Origin of the sequence: Bradyrhizobium sp. LMTR 3 (genome assembly GCF_001693485.1) — a bacterium.
In the GTDB taxonomy this organism is placed as follows: Bacteria; Pseudomonadota; Alphaproteobacteria; order Rhizobiales; family Xanthobacteraceae; genus Bradyrhizobium.
In genome coordinates, this window is sequence record NZ_MAXC01000051.1 from 383,174 (window position 1) to 397,581 (window position 14,408).

At 63.6% G+C, this 14,408-nt stretch carries 13 protein-coding genes; 9 read left to right on the forward strand and 4 right to left on the reverse strand.

From position 1 onward, the window contains the following. Positions 1-184 precede the first annotated feature (184 nt). The 8 genes from LMTR3_RS32070 (at position 185) to LMTR3_RS32105 (ending at position 9,628) form a co-directional block, all read left to right on the forward strand. Positions 185-1,852, forward strand: a complete 1,668-nt coding sequence (locus LMTR3_RS32070) for a bifunctional metallophosphatase/5'-nucleotidase (RefSeq protein ID WP_065748939.1) — start codon at positions 185-187, stop codon at positions 1,850-1,852. 101 nt (positions 1,853-1,953) lie between these two features. After that, positions 1,954-2,880, forward strand: coding sequence for a histone deacetylase family protein (locus LMTR3_RS32075; RefSeq protein WP_065748940.1), 927 nt, complete (start codon positions 1,954-1,956; stop codon positions 2,878-2,880). A 130-nt stretch (positions 2,881-3,010) separates the two neighbouring features. Continuing rightward, complete coding sequence (locus LMTR3_RS32080) at positions 3,011-3,262, forward strand: exodeoxyribonuclease VII small subunit (RefSeq protein WP_028346794.1); 252 nt, start codon at positions 3,011-3,013, stop codon at positions 3,260-3,262. Positions 3,263-3,409: 147 nt separating this feature from the next. Next, positions 3,410-4,708: a hypothetical protein gene (locus tag LMTR3_RS32085; RefSeq protein ID WP_065748941.1), complete on the forward strand. Its 1,299-nt coding sequence runs from the start codon at positions 3,410-3,412 to the stop codon at positions 4,706-4,708. 327 nt (positions 4,709-5,035) lie between these two features. Beyond that, the gene (dxs, locus tag LMTR3_RS32090) at positions 5,036-6,982 is read left to right on the forward strand and encodes a 1-deoxy-D-xylulose-5-phosphate synthase (RefSeq protein WP_065748942.1); all 1,947 of its coding nucleotides are present in this window, start codon (positions 5,036-5,038) and stop codon (positions 6,980-6,982) included. A gap of 85 nt (positions 6,983-7,067) precedes the next feature. Then, complete coding sequence (locus LMTR3_RS32095) at positions 7,068-7,640, forward strand: nucleoside 2-deoxyribosyltransferase (protein WP_065748943.1); 573 nt, start codon at positions 7,068-7,070, stop codon at positions 7,638-7,640. Further along, complete coding sequence (locus LMTR3_RS32100; protein ID WP_065748944.1) at positions 7,633-8,388, forward strand: TlyA family RNA methyltransferase; 756 nt, start codon at positions 7,633-7,635, stop codon at positions 8,386-8,388. The genes LMTR3_RS32095 and LMTR3_RS32100 overlap by 8 nt, the downstream gene beginning before the upstream one ends. Continuing rightward, positions 8,381-9,628 (forward strand): class I SAM-dependent RNA methyltransferase, encoded by a 1,248-nt coding sequence (locus tag LMTR3_RS32105; protein WP_065748945.1) that lies wholly within the window; start codon positions 8,381-8,383, stop codon positions 9,626-9,628. Before LMTR3_RS32100 ends, LMTR3_RS32105 begins: the two co-directional genes overlap by 8 nt. A 199-nt stretch (positions 9,629-9,827) precedes the next feature. On the opposite strand, the gene LMTR3_RS32110 is transcribed toward LMTR3_RS32105, so the two are convergent. Beyond that, positions 9,828-10,697 (reverse strand): DUF1194 domain-containing protein, encoded by an 870-nt coding sequence (locus LMTR3_RS32110; RefSeq protein WP_065748946.1) that lies wholly within the window; start codon positions 10,695-10,697, stop codon positions 9,828-9,830. 341 nt (positions 10,698-11,038) lie between these two features. Here LMTR3_RS32110 and clpS point away from each other — a divergent pair, with 341 nt between their 5' ends. Beyond that, entirely contained in the window at positions 11,039-11,344 is a 306-nt protein-coding gene (gene clpS, locus LMTR3_RS32115) for an ATP-dependent Clp protease adapter ClpS (protein ID WP_065748947.1), read from the forward strand. 39 nt (positions 11,345-11,383) lie between these two features. Here clpS and LMTR3_RS32120 read toward each other — a convergent pair whose 3' ends face one another. From LMTR3_RS32120 to aroC, 3 genes are all read right to left on the reverse strand, one after another. Then, on the reverse strand, positions 11,384-11,920 hold the full coding sequence (locus LMTR3_RS32120; RefSeq protein WP_065748948.1) for an REP-associated tyrosine transposase: 537 nt from the start codon (positions 11,918-11,920) through the stop codon (positions 11,384-11,386). 39 nt (positions 11,921-11,959) lie between these two features. Next, positions 11,960-13,147, reverse strand: coding sequence for an adenylate/guanylate cyclase domain-containing protein (locus tag LMTR3_RS32125; RefSeq protein ID WP_065748949.1), 1,188 nt, complete (start codon positions 13,145-13,147; stop codon positions 11,960-11,962). A gap of 75 nt (positions 13,148-13,222) precedes the next feature. Further along, entirely contained in the window at positions 13,223-14,308 is a 1,086-nt protein-coding gene (gene aroC, locus LMTR3_RS32130) for a chorismate synthase (RefSeq protein ID WP_065748950.1), read from the reverse strand. Positions 14,309-14,408 lie beyond the last annotated feature (100 nt).

Genomic DNA, 14,408 nt, shown 5'->3' on the forward strand with positions numbered 1-14,408 from the left:
AAATCGCCGGGGAAAGTTGGGCCTTCTGCCGGATCATGTAGGATGCGACCGGATGATTGGCCAGCGGCACTGTCGCCGCCAATAACAAACGTAGCCCGGATGAGCGCAGCGACATCCGGGACTTTTTTAACTCCCGCCGGTCCCGCATGTCGCTGCGCTCATGCGGGCTACCACTTCGGTATCCATGAAAGTTCTTTTCCGTCCTATCCTTGCATTGGCGATCATCACGGCACTGGCTGCGACGCCATCAGGCGCGCAAACCACCGCGCCGGTGGACCTGCGCATTCTCGCGATCAATGATTTTCACGGCTACCTCCGTCCGCCGCCGGGCGGAATCACGATCGCCGATCCCGAAGATAAGACGAAGAAGATCACCGTCGCCGCCGGCGGCGCCGAGCATATGGCGACGCTGGTGAGCCAGCTTCGCGACGGGCGCAAGAACTCGATCTTCGTCGCGGCCGGCGACCTGATCGGCGCCAGCCCATTCCTGTCGGCGATGTTCCACGACGAGCCGACGATCGAAGCGCTGTCGATGATGGGGCTGGCGCTTTCCTCCGTAGGCAATCACGAATTCGACGAGGGCAAGGACGAACTCTTGCGCATGCAGAACGGCGGTTGCCATCCGGTCGACAAATGCCAGGGGCCGCACCCGTTCACCGGCGCGAAATTCCGCTATCTCGCCGCCAGCACGATCGAGAAGAGCAGCGGCAAGACGGTGTTTCCTCCATACGAAATCCGGACATTCGACGGCATCCCGGTCGCCTTCATCGGCCTGACCTTGAAGGGCACCCCTGGCCTCGTTGCACCTGTCGGTGTTGCCGATCTCGAATTCCGCGACGAGGCTGATACGGTGAACGCGCTGATCCCGGAACTGAAGGCGCGCGGCGCCGAGGCGATCGTCGTCCTGATCCACGAAGGCGGATTGCCGACCGGCGATTACAACGAATGCCCCGGCGTTTCGGGGCCGATCGTCGATATCGTGAAGAAATTCGACAAAGCGGTGGATGTCGTGGTCTCCGGCCATACTCATCGCGCCTATGTCTGCGAGATCGACGGACGGCTCGTTACCTCCGGCGACAAGTACGGCACGCTCGTCACCGCGATCGATCTCAAGCTCGATCCCGTCACGCGCGACGTCATCAGCGCCAAGGCCGACAACACCATCGTCCACACCGCAACGCTGGCGAAGGACGCTCAACAGACCGCGCTGATCGAATCCTACGACAGGCTTGCCGCGCCGATCGCCAACCGTCCGGCGGGCTCGGTGACGGCAACGCTATCGCGCATGCCGAATGCCGCCGGCGAAAGCCCGCTCGGCGACATCATCGCAGATGCGCAACTCGCCGCGACCAGCAGCGAGACGAAAGGCGGCGCGGTCATCGCGTTCACCAATCCCGGCGGCGTGCGCGCCGACGTAACGCGGAAGGAAGATGGCGCGGTGACCTATGGCGACGTGTTCGCCAGCCAGCCGTTCCGCAATCAACTGGTGACGCTGACGCTGACGGGCAAGCAGATCAAGGACATGCTGGAGCAGCAATGGCTCGATCCGAAGCGCCCGAGGATCCTGCAGGTGTCGAAGGGTTTTAGCTACGCATGGGACGCATCGAAGCCCGGCGGCGAACGCGTGCTCGCAGAACGAATGTCGCTTAACGGGCAAGTGATCGATCCCGCTGCGCGCTATCGCGTCACCGTGAACAACTTCCTGTTCGTCGGCGGCGACGGCTTCACCGTGCTGACGGAGGGAACCGCACCGCAGGTCGGCATCTACGACGTCGACGCGCTGCACGCCTATTTTGCGGCAAACAGCCCGGTCAGTCCGACCGCCGCCGATCGCATCACCAGGGTAAATTAGCAGCGACGCGAAGGGTCCGGCCCTCGGGCCTTTCCGAGCGGCCTCTAAGCGCCTAGATTAGCCGCTCCTTACCGGCGCGCGCCCTAACGCCAGGATTTTGCATGACGCTGCTTCTGACCCATACTGCCTGTCTCGACCATGTCACGCCTCCGGGGCACCCCGAGCGCCCCGACCGGCTGCGCGCGGTCGCCGAGGTGCTGGGGGAAGAGCGTTTCAAACCGCTCTCGCGCGGCGATGCGCCGGCGGGCAATCTTGATTCGGTCACGCTGTGCCATGGCGAACATTATATCGGCGAACTCCGCCACATCGCCCCTCAGAGCGGGATGATCTATATCGACGGCGATACATCGATGTCGCCGGGCACCTGGGAAGCGGTGATGCGCGGCGTCGGCGGCGCGGTGGCTGCGACGGATGCGGTGATGTCCGGAACCCACCAGAACGCCTTCGTCGCGGTGCGCCCGCCCGGCCATCATGCCGAGGTCTCGAAGCCGATGGGCTTCTGCTTCTTCGACAATGTCGCGATCGCCGCACGTCACGCCCAGCGCAAATACGGCATCGGTCACGCCGCGATCGTCGATTTCGACGTCCATCACGGCAACGGCACGCAGGACATCTTCTGGCACGATCCGACCGTGATGTATTGCTCGACGCACCAGATGCCGCTGTTTCCGGGCACCGGCGCCAGCGGCGAGCGCGGCGAGCATGACACCATCGTCAATGCGCCGCTGGCTTCCGAAGACGGCAGCGCCAAATTCCGCGCCGCGTTCGAAAACCTGATCCTGCCGCAATTGCAGAAGTTCTCGCCGGAATTGATCATCATCTCCGCCGGCTTCGACGCGCATTATCGCGACCCACTCGCCTCTATCAACCTGAAGGCGGATGATTTCGGCTGGGTCACCCGCAAGCTGATGGAAGTGGCCGACCATAGCGCCGGCGGACGGGTTGTCTCGGTGCTGGAGGGCGGCTACGACCTGCAGGGGTTGAAAGAGTCGGTGGCGGCGCATGTCACGGCGCTGATGGGCGCGTAAACCTCCGCCACAATAGATCAGTAAAACCCTTTGTTTTGACGCGTTTTCTACGTGCGAGCCGGTACCCACTTCGCTTGAAAACGTTATAGTTTGATTCCGCGCCTGAACGGCGCGCATTCGGGAACTCGATATGGCCGAAAATAACCAGATGGACGTCAAAAAACTCTCCTTCGAGCGGGCGATCGAGGAGCTCGAATCGATCGTGAAACGGCTCGAGGACGGCAAGGTGCCGCTGGAGGAATCGGTCGCGATCTACGAACGTGGCGAGGCGCTCAAGCGCCGCTGCGAAGAATTGCTGCGGCAGGCGGAGGCCCGCGTCGACAAAATCACGACCGATGCGAACGGCCAGGTCACGGGGACCGAGCCGCTCGACGTGCAGTAAGCCTGCCGTCCGTTCTTTCGGGGTTCGCGCAACAATCGGGAATATCGGGCGAATTCCGCCCTCCCGGCCGCGGGAGGCGGACCAGCCGAATTAGTTCTTTGCCCCCCGCACAGCCTGATATAGTCCGCCGACATCTGGGGACAGTACGTGCGCGTCGAGCACCGCCATATCATCTATATTCAGGGTTACGATCCGCGCGGGCTGGCGCAATATTACCGCATGTTCCGGACCGAGCTGCGCAAGTTCGGCCGGCTTTATCAGCTCCAGGCCACCATCAGCCGGCCAAAGGTGGCGTCCGACGACGAGATCGCGTCCTGGACCATCGATACCACAGCTTCCGACTGGCAGACACGCACGTCCTACGACTTCCTCCGGTTCGAGGACTTCATCCAGCAAGACCTGGCGTCGCCGATCTGGCGCACGGTGTTCAGCGCGGTCTGGATCTACTGGCGCCTCGTCTTCGCCGGCACCATTGCCCGCTTCGGCAAGGCGAACTGGCGTTTTGCGACTTTCATCACCTATCCGCACCTGATGCTGTTGCTGGAGGCCGTGTGCGTCGGCGCCATCGCCTTCGTGTTCGAGAAGGGCCTGAACGCCATCGGCATTCCCGACGCAATCAGCATCGCCATCGCGGCCGCCCTCTTCGTTGCCCTGCTCGGCACGGTGCTGAAATACACCGAGAATGCCACCTACGTGCTTTATCTCCTGTGCGACACGATCTGGACCTGGGAATTCTCGCATCGCGAGCGCCCGGAATGGGACCAGCGCATCGACCGCTTTGCGCAGCATCTGGTCAACGTCGCCAGGAGCACCGACGCCGACGAGGTCGTCATCGTCGGCCATAGTTCCGGATCGTTCTTGAGCACGGAAATGCTGGCGCGTGCGCTCAGGCTCGATCCCGCGCTCGGCCGTCACGGGCCGCGGATCGTGCTGCTGACGATCGGCGGTAATTTCCCGATCGTCGGCTATCACGCCGTATCGAAAGAATTTCGCGAGCATCTGCGGACGCTGGCGGTCGAGCCGTCGGTCGACTGGATCGACTGTCAGGCCCGCAAGGACGTGATGAATTTCTACCAGTTCGATCCGATCACGAGCCACGGCATCGACGTCGGGGCGGCGCGGCGCAACCCGAAGATCGTGCCGGTTCGCTTCCGTGACATCATCCGGCCCGAGCACTACGAGAAATTCCGCTGGCAGTTCTTCCGCGTGCATTTCCAGTTCGTGATGGCCAACGAACGGCCCAACGCCTACGACTTCTTCATGATCGTCTGCGGGCCGGTCCCGCTCAGCTCGCGCATGGCCGTCCCCGACGCTGCGCTCGATGTCGCCACTGGCGATTCCGGAGCCCGCGACCGGGCCTGGAAAAGGCTCCAAGCCGCCACCACGGCCGCCGCAAGTGCCGCCGATTTGAGCAAAAAGGAACCATCCGCCCGCCGCAGCGGTTGAGAAATCTGGCCTTTTCGGCCCCGGGCCCCAGGACCGAATCGGCGCGCCGGGTTGGCTTTGGCGGCGGCTTTAGTGTAAAGCTTGCGGTTCAATCCGCTGGGAGAGCAGCCTGCCGGGTGATTTTCGACGGCAGCAAGCGCTTCAAATAGCTAAAGAAACTGAACCGGGAAGGGTTAGAAGCGACTAAGTGATGCATATCACAGGGTTCAAACCGGAGTGCATCTAGGCTTTCAAATCAGGTACCGGCCTGCCGGACTGGCAGGTGGGTCCGGATTTTCGCGGCGCGGTTAACGCGCTTCCCGTCTCGCGTCGGGCCTTTATCCCGACATGCAAAATTGGAATATCGCAGTGACCACATATAGTAAAACGCCGCTTCTCGATACCATCCGAACGCCCGAGGATCTTCGCAAGCTCAAGATCGAGCAGGTGCGGCAGGTCGCGGACGAGCTCCGCCAGGAAACCATCGACGCCGTCTCGGTGACCGGTGGCCACTTCGGCGCCGGCCTCGGCGTCGTCGAACTGACCACCGCGATCCACTACATCTTCGACACGCCGCGCGACCGCCTGATCTGGGACGTCGGCCACCAGGCCTACCCGCACAAGATCCTGACCGGCCGCCGCGACCGCATCCGCACGCTGCGCACCGGCGGTGGCCTCTCCGGCTTCACCAAGCGCACCGAGAGCGACTACGACCCGTTCGGCGCCGCGCACTCCTCGACCTCGATCTCCGCCGGCCTCGGAATGGCCGTGGCGCGCGACCTCTCCGGTGGCAAGAACAACGTGATCTCCGTGATCGGCGACGGCGCGATGTCGGCCGGCATGGCCTATGAAGCCATGAACAACGCAGGCGCGATGAATTCGCGGCTGATCGTCATCCTCAACGACAACGACATGTCGATTGCGCCGCCGGTCGGCGCGATGAGCGCCTATCTCTCCCGCCTCTACTCCGGCAAGACCTACCGCACGCTGCGCGACGCAGCCAAGCAGATCAACAAGCGCCTGCCGAAAATCCTCGCCAACCGCGCCAACCGCGTCGAGGAATATTCCCGCGGCTTCATGATGGACGGCGGCACGCTGTTCGAGGAGCTCGGCTTCTATTACGTCGGCCCGATCGACGGCCATAACCTCGACCATCTGCTGCCTGTTTTGAAGAACGTCCGCGACATGGAAACCGGCCCGATCCTGGTTCACGTCGTGACGCAAAAGGGCAAGGGCTACGGTCCGGCGGAAGCCTCCGCCGACAAGTATCACGCCGTCGTCAAGTTCGACGTCGCCACCGGCGCGCAGGCCAAGGCCAAGCCGAATGCGCCGGCCTACCAGAACGTGTTCGGCCAGAGCCTGGTCAAGGAAGCCGAGAAGGACGACAAGATCGTCGCCATCACCGCCGCGATGCCGTCGGGTACCGGCGTCGACATCTTCAACAAGTCATTTCCGGAGCGCACCTTCGACGTCGGCATTGCCGAGCAGCATGCGGTGACGTTTGCGGCGGGGCTTGCCACCGAAGGCTACAAGCCGTTCTGCGCGATCTACTCGACCTTCCTGCAGCGCGGCTATGACCAGGTGGTCCATGACGTTGCGATCCAGAGCCTGCCGGTCCGCTTCGCGATCGACCGCGCCGGCCTGGTCGGCGCCGACGGCGCCACCCATGCCGGTTCGTTCGACAACGCCTATCTCGGCTGCCTGCCGAACTTCGTCATCATGGCGGCGTCCGACGAAGCCGAACTGGTGCACATGGTCGCCACGCAAGTCGCGATCAACGACCGGCCGAGCGCGGTGCGTTATCCGCGCGGAGAAGGCCGCGGCGTCGAAATGCCCGAGGTCGGCATCCCCCTCGAGATCGGCAAGGGCCGCATCGTCCGCCAGGGCAGCAAGGTCGCCCTGCTCTCGTTCGGCACGCGAATAGCCGAATGCGAAAAGGCTGCTGACGAACTCGCCGCTCACGGCCTGTCCACCACCATCGCCGACGCCCGCTTCATGAAGCCGCTCGACGTCGATCTGGTGCTGAAGCTGGCGCGCGACCACGAGGTGCTGCTCACCATCGAGGAAGGCTCGATCGGCGGCTTCGGCTCGCACGTCATGCAGACGCTGGCCGAACACGGCATGCTCGACGGCGGCCTGCGCATGCGTGCGATGATCCTGCCCGACGAGTTCATTGACCACGACTCGCCGAACGCGATGTATGCCCATGCCGGGCTCGACGCCAAGGGCATCGTCGCCAAGGTGTTCGACGCGCTCGGCAAGGACTACAAGACCGAGACCGTCAAGCTCGCCTAGGGTTAAGGTCTATCCGCGGACACGCTTCACCTCTCCCGCTTGCGGGGGAGGTCGGATCGCATCGTTCCTTGGCGCCGGTAATCCCATGAAGATCTATCTGGCGGGTCCCGATGTGTTCCTGCCTGATTCAATCGAGATCGGGCGCCGCAAAGCCGCGATCTGCGCCCAGTATGGGCTGACCGGCCTCTACCCGCTCGACAACGCGGTTGACCTTGCCGCCGCCGACGCGTCGCTTTCGATCTTCAAGGGCAATGAAGCAATGATGGATGCGGCGGACGCAATCATTGCCAATCTTACGCCGTTTCGCGGCCCCAGTGCCGACGCCGGCACGGTCTATGAACTCGGCTACATGGCCGGTCGCCGCAAGCTCTGCCTGGCCTATAGCAACGACCCCGCAGCCTATGTTGAGCGGGTAAAGCGGAACTACGATGTGACCAAATCCGCCACCGGCCATCTGATCGACGGCGACGGGCTGGCGGTGGAAGATTTCGGCCTGCCCGACAATCTCATGATGATCCACACGCTCGATCTGCATGGTGCTAGACTGGTGACGCCGCGGCAGCGGCCGCAAGATATCTGGCACGATCTCACCTCGTTCGAGGTCTGCGTCGCTGTGGCGGCGGATCGCGCCACGGCAAATCGGACTGAACTTGGCTGACAAGAGCGACAGCGAAACCTCTCCCCGCACGCGCGTGGACGTGCTGCTGGTCGAGCGCGGCCTGTTCGAAAGCCGCGCCCGCGCACGCGCTGCGATCGACGCCGGTGGCGTGACGGCTGACGGCAGGCCCGTGCTGAAGGCATCGGAGATGATCGCCGTCAATGCCGAATTGTCCGCCCAGCCCGCGCACCCTTACGTCTCGCGCGGCGGCGTCAAGCTCGCCGGCGCGCTGGAGCATTATCCGATCGAGATCGAGGATCATGTCTGCCTCGACGTCGGTGCCTCCACCGGCGGATTCACCGAGGTGCTGCTGGCGAACGGCGCCAGCCTCGTCTTCGCCATCGATGTCGGGCGCGGCCAGTTGCATCCCTCGCTGCAGAGCCATCCCAAAGTCGTGTCGATGGAAGAAACCGACATCCGCCAGTTCGAGGGCAAGCGCCTGCCCGCCCGGCCGGATGTCGTCGTTATCGACGTCAGCTTCATTTCCTTGAAGGCGGTGCTGCCGGTGGCGCTGTCGCTGGCCGCAGCCCCGATGCACCTGCTCGCGCTGATCAAGCCGCAGTTCGAGGCGGAACGAAAGCACTCCAAGCACGGCATCATCCGCAACGCGATGGTGCATCAGGCGATCTGCGACGACATCTCGGCGTTCGCCGCCTCGCTCGGCTGCACCGATATCCAGGTGTTTCCGTCGTCGATCAAAGGCGGCGACGGCAATATGGAGTTCTTCATGGGCGCGCGCCGTGGCTGAGAGCGAGCGCCTCGTCATCGACCATGTCGGCCATCACGGCGACGGCGTCGCCATATCAGGCGGCGGCAACGTCTATGTGCCGTACGCGCTCGGCGGCGAAACAATAGAGGCCGGTCCGGTTCCGGGCCACCATCCCGACCGCCGGCGATTGCTCAAGGTCGAGACGGCGAGCGTCGAGCGCGTCGCACCGTTCTGTCCGCATTTCGGCGTCTGCGGCGGCTGTGCGATCCAGCACTGGGACGCCGAACCCTATCGCGCCTGGAAGCGCGGGTCCGTGGTGACGACGCTCTCGCAGGCGGGAATCGATTGCGACGTCGCAACCCTCGTCGATGCCCATGGCGCGGGCCGCCGGCGCGTCACCCTGCACGCGCGGATGGGAACGCATGGCGTGCTCAAGGTCGGCTATGCAGCGGCCGGTTCGCACGACATCATTCCGATCGACCGCTGTCCGATCCTCGACCCGCAATTGAGCGGCGCGATCGAGGCCGCGTGGGCCATCGCCGAGCCGTTGATTGCGATGGGCAAGCCGCTCGACATCCAGATCACCGCGACCAATAGCGGCCTCGACGTCGATGTGCGTGGCTCCGGGCCGGTATCTTCAGCCATGATCGCGCGGCTGTCGCGCATCGCCGAACAGCACCGGCTGGCGCGGCTGACGCGCCATGGCGAACTGGTGCTGATGCGAACGCCGCCCGTAATCTCGATTGGCGCGGCGCAGGTCACGCTGCCGCCCGGCTCGTTCCTGCAGGCCACGGTGGCGGGCGAGGAGGCGCTGGCTGCGCTCGTCCTCGAGCATTGCAAGCGCGCCAAGCATGTCGCCGACCTGTTCTGCGGCGTCGGCCCCTTCGCGCTGCGGCTTGCGGCGAAGTCGCGTGTAACCGCTTTCGACAGCGACGCCGGCGCGGTAGCAGCCTTGCAGAAAGCCGCGACCTCCACCTCAGGGCTGAAGCCGGTCAAGGCCGAAGCGCGCGACCTGTTCCGACGCCCGCTGATGCCGCAGGAGTTGCGAGACTACGATACGGTGGTGTTTGATCCTCCGCGGCAGGGCGCGCAAGCGCAGGTGACGCAGATTGCGGCGAGCAAGGTGCCGACGGCGGTTGCGGTCTCGTGCAACGTCACGACGTTCGCGCGCGATGCGAAGATCTTGATCGACGGCGGTTTCAAAATCGAAGGCGTCACGCCCGTCGACCAATTCCGCCACACGCCACATGTGGAATTGGTGGCGCGGTTCAGGCGATAAGGCGCTTCTTGCTTACCCTCCCCTGGAGGGGAAGGGTCGGCTCACATTGAGCGCAGCGAAAATGTGAGACGGGGTGGGGCGATCTCTCAACTCGGGCACTGCTGGATGCGGAGAGACCATCACCCCACCCCGCCGCTCATTTCATGAGCGTCGACCCTCCCCCTTCCAGGGGAGGGTGAACAAGTCCGAATTCCGGAAGTCACCTCCCCCACCGGTCCTGCCAGATCTTCTCGCCGACCATGCAATTGACGCGCGGCTCTCGGCCCGCTGCAGGCACCACCGGGCGTTCGGGCGTGCGGCCGGCGATCTCGAGCAGCAGCTTGGTGCGGATGGCTTCCTTGAACTTGTCGCGGTCCTTGATAGTCACCACGAACGAGCCGGGGCCGCCGATGACGCAGTCCTCGTAATAGAAATCGAGATTGTCGATATCCATGGTGGAATAAGACGGCTCCTTCACCATGATGGGCAGGCCGTTGATGACGATGCCCTTTTCCAGCGCGGCATCGCGCGCGATCAGGACCGGCGCGCCGTTGTTGTTCGGGCCATCGCCCGAGATATCGATCACCCGCCGCAAACCGCGGTGCGGGCTCTCGTCGAACAGCGGCATGGCGAAGTTGATCGCACCCGAAATCGAGGTGCGCGATGCCCGGCGGATCGGGGTCTTGACGATCTCGTTGGCGACGGCGTCAGCCGTCTCGGGTCCGTCGATCACGCGCCAGGGAATAATGATCTTCTGGTCGGTTGATGCCGCCCACTCGAAATAGGTGATCGCGATCCTGCCGTTCGGCCCGCTCTTGAGCGCCTGCAAGAATTCCTTGGAAAGGATCGCCTGCGCGTAGCCCTCCCGCTGCAGCGCCAGTTCATCCATGTCCATGGAATAGGAGACGTCGACGGCAAGGACGAGTTCCAGGTCGACGGTCGGATTGGCGTCCTTGTCGGCCAGTTGGCCAGCAGCGTTCGCCTGGTGGCTCGGCCGGTTCGTTGGGTTCGGCGCGGCGACACCTGCCACGTCGCCGCCAGCGAGCATGCCGGCTACAAGCAGCACCCCGATCGAGACATACCAGCGCATTGCGGCCCTCCCGTCGAACGTCAGCAATGGTGACATGCAAAACCGTCGGCGCAAAGCGCTGAAATCATTTGTCCTTCACATTCGGGTTAGGATCGACCTCGTCCATAGCAGGCGTGCTCGGCCGGTTCCACGCCGCGAGCGCCTGTCGGAATCCGGCGCGATGGCCGCCCCGATCGAGCTGAAACTCTCGACTCCCCCGGTTTCAGGACCGGCCGGGAGCCTGTAAACTGATCGAGACGGCCGTCAGCCGCGGCGATCAGACCATGGCGCAGCGCCTGGCAGACTGCCGCGCCAACTGAACGCGGCGGGCTCGTCGGATTTCCTTCGCTTCGGGACTACAAATGGCAGATACCGTCGTCACGCCAAAAACCAAGGTCAAAACCAAGGTCGAACGGCCGCGCCTGCACAAGGTCATCCTGATCAATGACGACTTCACGCCGCGTGAATTCGTCGTCACGGTGCTGAAGGCCGAATTCCGCATGACCGAGGACCAGGCCCACAAGGTGATGATAACAGCGCACCGCCGCGGCGTCTGCGTCGTCGCCGTGTTCACCAGGGACGTCGCCGAGACCAAGGCGACCCGCGCCACCGACGCCGGCCGCGCCAAGGGCTATCCACTATTGTTCACGACCGAGCCGGAGGAATGATTCTCCCGTAGCCCGGATGGAGCGCAGCGAAATCCGGGGTCAGTCCTTCCGCTCACCGAAATTGCTCGTATCGGCACTCCCGTCGCCGCCCCAATCCGGAGGCAAAATGCCCGCACGGACATAACGATGCAGCGATGAAAACGGCCAATCGGACGGAGATGCTGCGAGCTGATGCTTGACGGGATTAAAATGCACATAGTCGGCGCAGCGCTCGAAATCCCGTTCATCACGTATCGTGTGCTCCCAAAAGCGTTTCTGCCAGAGCGAGTATTCTCCGCGATGGTCGCGCGAAACTTGCGCGCCTGTCGCGATGACACTTCGCGTAAAGCTTCCCTTGATCCGGCGCCACCTGTCTGAAAAGTCCGAGTCGCCGGGCGGCAATGTTAGAATTGCATGTAGGTGGTCCGGGAGAATGACGACGGCCTCTGTAACAAAAGGCCGCTCGTTCCGCACTTTCCGAAATGCCGCGCGCAGCAACACAACATGATCAATCAGCGCGGATGATCTTCGATCATCCAGCGTGACTGTGAAGAAGAACGTCCCGCCGGGGACGAAGTTGCGTCGATAGTGCACCATGGAGCCAGTCTACCCGGATTGCGCTGCGCTCCATCCGGGCTACGGGCTCGCCGAATTTTCGTCGGCCAATCCGTAGACCCGCGCGGCCTTGGAGAAGCCGGCGACCGGAAACTCGCCGAGATCGCTCCACCCTCCCCGGCAGATACCGGCGAAACCTTCGGACGCCACGACCGTGCGTCTGAGTTGACTGGCGATCTTTTCGAGCCGCGCCGCGAGATTGACCGCGGGGCCGATGCAGGTGAAGTCGAGCCGATTGCCGCCGCCGATATTGCCGTAGAGAATGCGTCCGACATGGAGGGCGAGGCCGAAACGAAAACGTTCGACCGCGTCTCCAAACGGGTAATTCAGCTCGGCTACCCTGGCGCGGGATTCGTGGGCGGCCTCCAGCACATGCGAGCAGACCTGTTGCTCGTCGCCGACATATTCGTCGATCGGAAAAACCGCGAGCAGCCCGTCACCCATGTATTTCAACACGTCGCCGCCATGCTTCTTGATCGCGGCAACCTGGCAATCGAAATACTGGTTCAGAATGTCCACGACGGCCTCGGCCGGCAGCCGGTCCGACAACGCCGTGAAGCCACGCAGATCGGACAGCCAGATCGCGGCGTTCATCGTCTCGGTGTGGCCGCGGCGAATTTGCCCGCCCATGATCCGCTCGCCGGCGCTGTTGCCGACATAGGTGTCCAGAAGATTCGCGGCCATGCGGTTCAAACTGAGGATCTCGACCACCCGCGCCAGCGGCTTCGCAAGGCTCCGCAGCGCCGCCAACTGTTCATCCGTGAACCCACCCGGCTGCTTCGTGGTCCAGCTCGATGCGTTCACCGTGCCACCAATGAAGGGCAGCGGCAGGGCGACATAGTCCGTGACACCTTCGGCGCGAAGGTCATCGATGATTGGAAAACGCCTGCTCTGGGGATCATCGGGCCGGGCCCGAACTTCCACCCCCTGCTGGAACACAATGATCAGGGGGCTGGTGTGAAAATCCGGTGACTGCAGGATATTGTAATCGACCGAACCGACGTCGACCTCGGAGTCTGGCCTCCAGATAAAGCTGAGTCCATAGATTTCGGGATGCAGCGTGCGGACGAAGACGCCAACGCGCCAGAGCGGCAGGCCGGCCGCGACCATCCGCTCGCTGCACTCGGCCATGAACGCGCGCGGGCTGGTCGCGGTTCGCCCGCCGTCGATCAGCCAGTCGGTCAGCTTCTGCAGTTCTGCGACATTCATCACGGCGGTATTTGCCGCGCAAGTTCGGCGCGCGTCAAGGCGACAGGAATGCTTGACGTTGAGAAGCGTCCGGCGTCAGCCGACCTGCCCGCGATGGCGCAGGAAATGATCCGCCAGCACGCAGGCCATCATCGCCTCGCCGACCGGCACCGCGCGGATGCCGACGCAGGGGTCGTGGCGGCCCTTTGTCATGATGTCGGTGTCGGCGCCGGCGCGATCCACCGTCTTGCGCGGCGAGAGGATCGACGAGGTCGGCTTCACCGCAAAACGCACCACCACCGGCTGGCCGGTCGAAATGCCGCCGAGCACGCCGCCGGCATGGTTGGACAGGAAGCGCGTGCCGTTATTGCCGGTGCGCATCTCATCGGCGTTTTCCTCGCCCGACAATTCAGCCGCGCCGAAGCCTGCGCCGATCTCGACGCCTTTCACCGCATTGATGCTCATCATGGCGGCCGCCAGATCGGCATCCAGCTTGGCGTAGATCGGCGCGCCCCATCCCGGGGGCACGCCTTCGGCGACCACTTCGATGACTGCGCCGATCGAGGAGCCGTTCTTGCGGATGCCGTCCAGATATTGCTCGAAGAAGGCGGCCTTGTCCTTGTCGGGACAAAAGAACGGATTGCGCGCGATCTCGTCCCAGTCCCACTTGTCGCGATCGATCTTGTGCGGCCCCATCTGCACCAGCGCACCGCGCACCTTCACCTCGGGGAGAATTTTGCGCGCGATTGCGCCGGCCGCGACCCGCGTCGCGGTCTCGCGCGCCGACGAACGGCCGCCGCCGCGATAATCGCGCAGGCCGTATTTGGCCTCATAGGTGAAGTCGGCATGCCCCGGGCGAAACTTGTCCTTGATCTCGGAATAGTCCTTCGAGCGCTGGTCGGTGTTCTCGATCAGAAGCGCGATCGGCGTTCCCGTCGTCACCTGCGCGCCGGTTTCCGGATGGGCCATCACGCCGGACAGGATCTTGACCGCGTCCGGCTCCTGGCGCTGGGTGGTGAAGCGCGACTGGCCCGGACGGCGGCGGTCGAGATCGTGCTGGATGTCCTCTGATGTCAGCGGGATCAGCGGCGGACAACCGTCGACCACACAGCCGATCGCGACCCCGTGGCTTTCGCCGAAGGTCGTCACCCGGAACAGATGGCCGAAGGTATTGTGGGACATTTGCTATGTGTCGGCTTACGTGGATTGTTTACGGCTATGTTGATTGTCAACGTGTGGTAACTCGCCCTGAATAAGGGGTCAAATGCCTCCCTTCCGCACG

Bases quoted from the DNA above. Each gene is read 5' to 3' on its own strand.
- dxs (WP_065748942.1), top strand. From the start codon at position 5,036: ATGCAAAATTGGAATATCGCAGTGACCACATATAGTAAAACGCCGCTT.
- LMTR3_RS32120 (WP_065748948.1), bottom strand. From the start codon at position 11,920: ATGGTGCACTATCGACGCAACTTCGTCCCCGGCGGGACGTTCTTCTTC.
- LMTR3_RS32125 (WP_065748949.1), bottom strand. From the start codon at position 13,147: ATGAATGTCGCAGAACTGCAGAAGCTGACCGACTGGCTGATCGACGGC.
- LMTR3_RS32095 (WP_065748943.1), top strand. From the start codon at position 7,068: ATGAAGATCTATCTGGCGGGTCCCGATGTGTTCCTGCCTGATTCAATC.
- LMTR3_RS32080 (WP_028346794.1), top strand. From the start codon at position 3,011: ATGGCCGAAAATAACCAGATGGACGTCAAAAAACTCTCCTTCGAGCGG.
- LMTR3_RS32075 (WP_065748940.1), top strand. From the start codon at position 1,954: ATGACGCTGCTTCTGACCCATACTGCCTGTCTCGACCATGTCACGCCT.
- LMTR3_RS32110 (WP_065748946.1), bottom strand. From the start codon at position 10,697: ATGCGCTGGTATGTCTCGATCGGGGTGCTGCTTGTAGCCGGCATGCTC.
- LMTR3_RS32070 (WP_065748939.1), top strand. From the start codon at position 185: ATGAAAGTTCTTTTCCGTCCTATCCTTGCATTGGCGATCATCACGGCA.
- clpS (WP_065748947.1), top strand. From the start codon at position 11,039: ATGGCAGATACCGTCGTCACGCCAAAAACCAAGGTCAAAACCAAGGTC.
- aroC (WP_065748950.1), bottom strand. From the start codon at position 14,308: ATGTCCCACAATACCTTCGGCCATCTGTTCCGGGTGACGACCTTCGGC.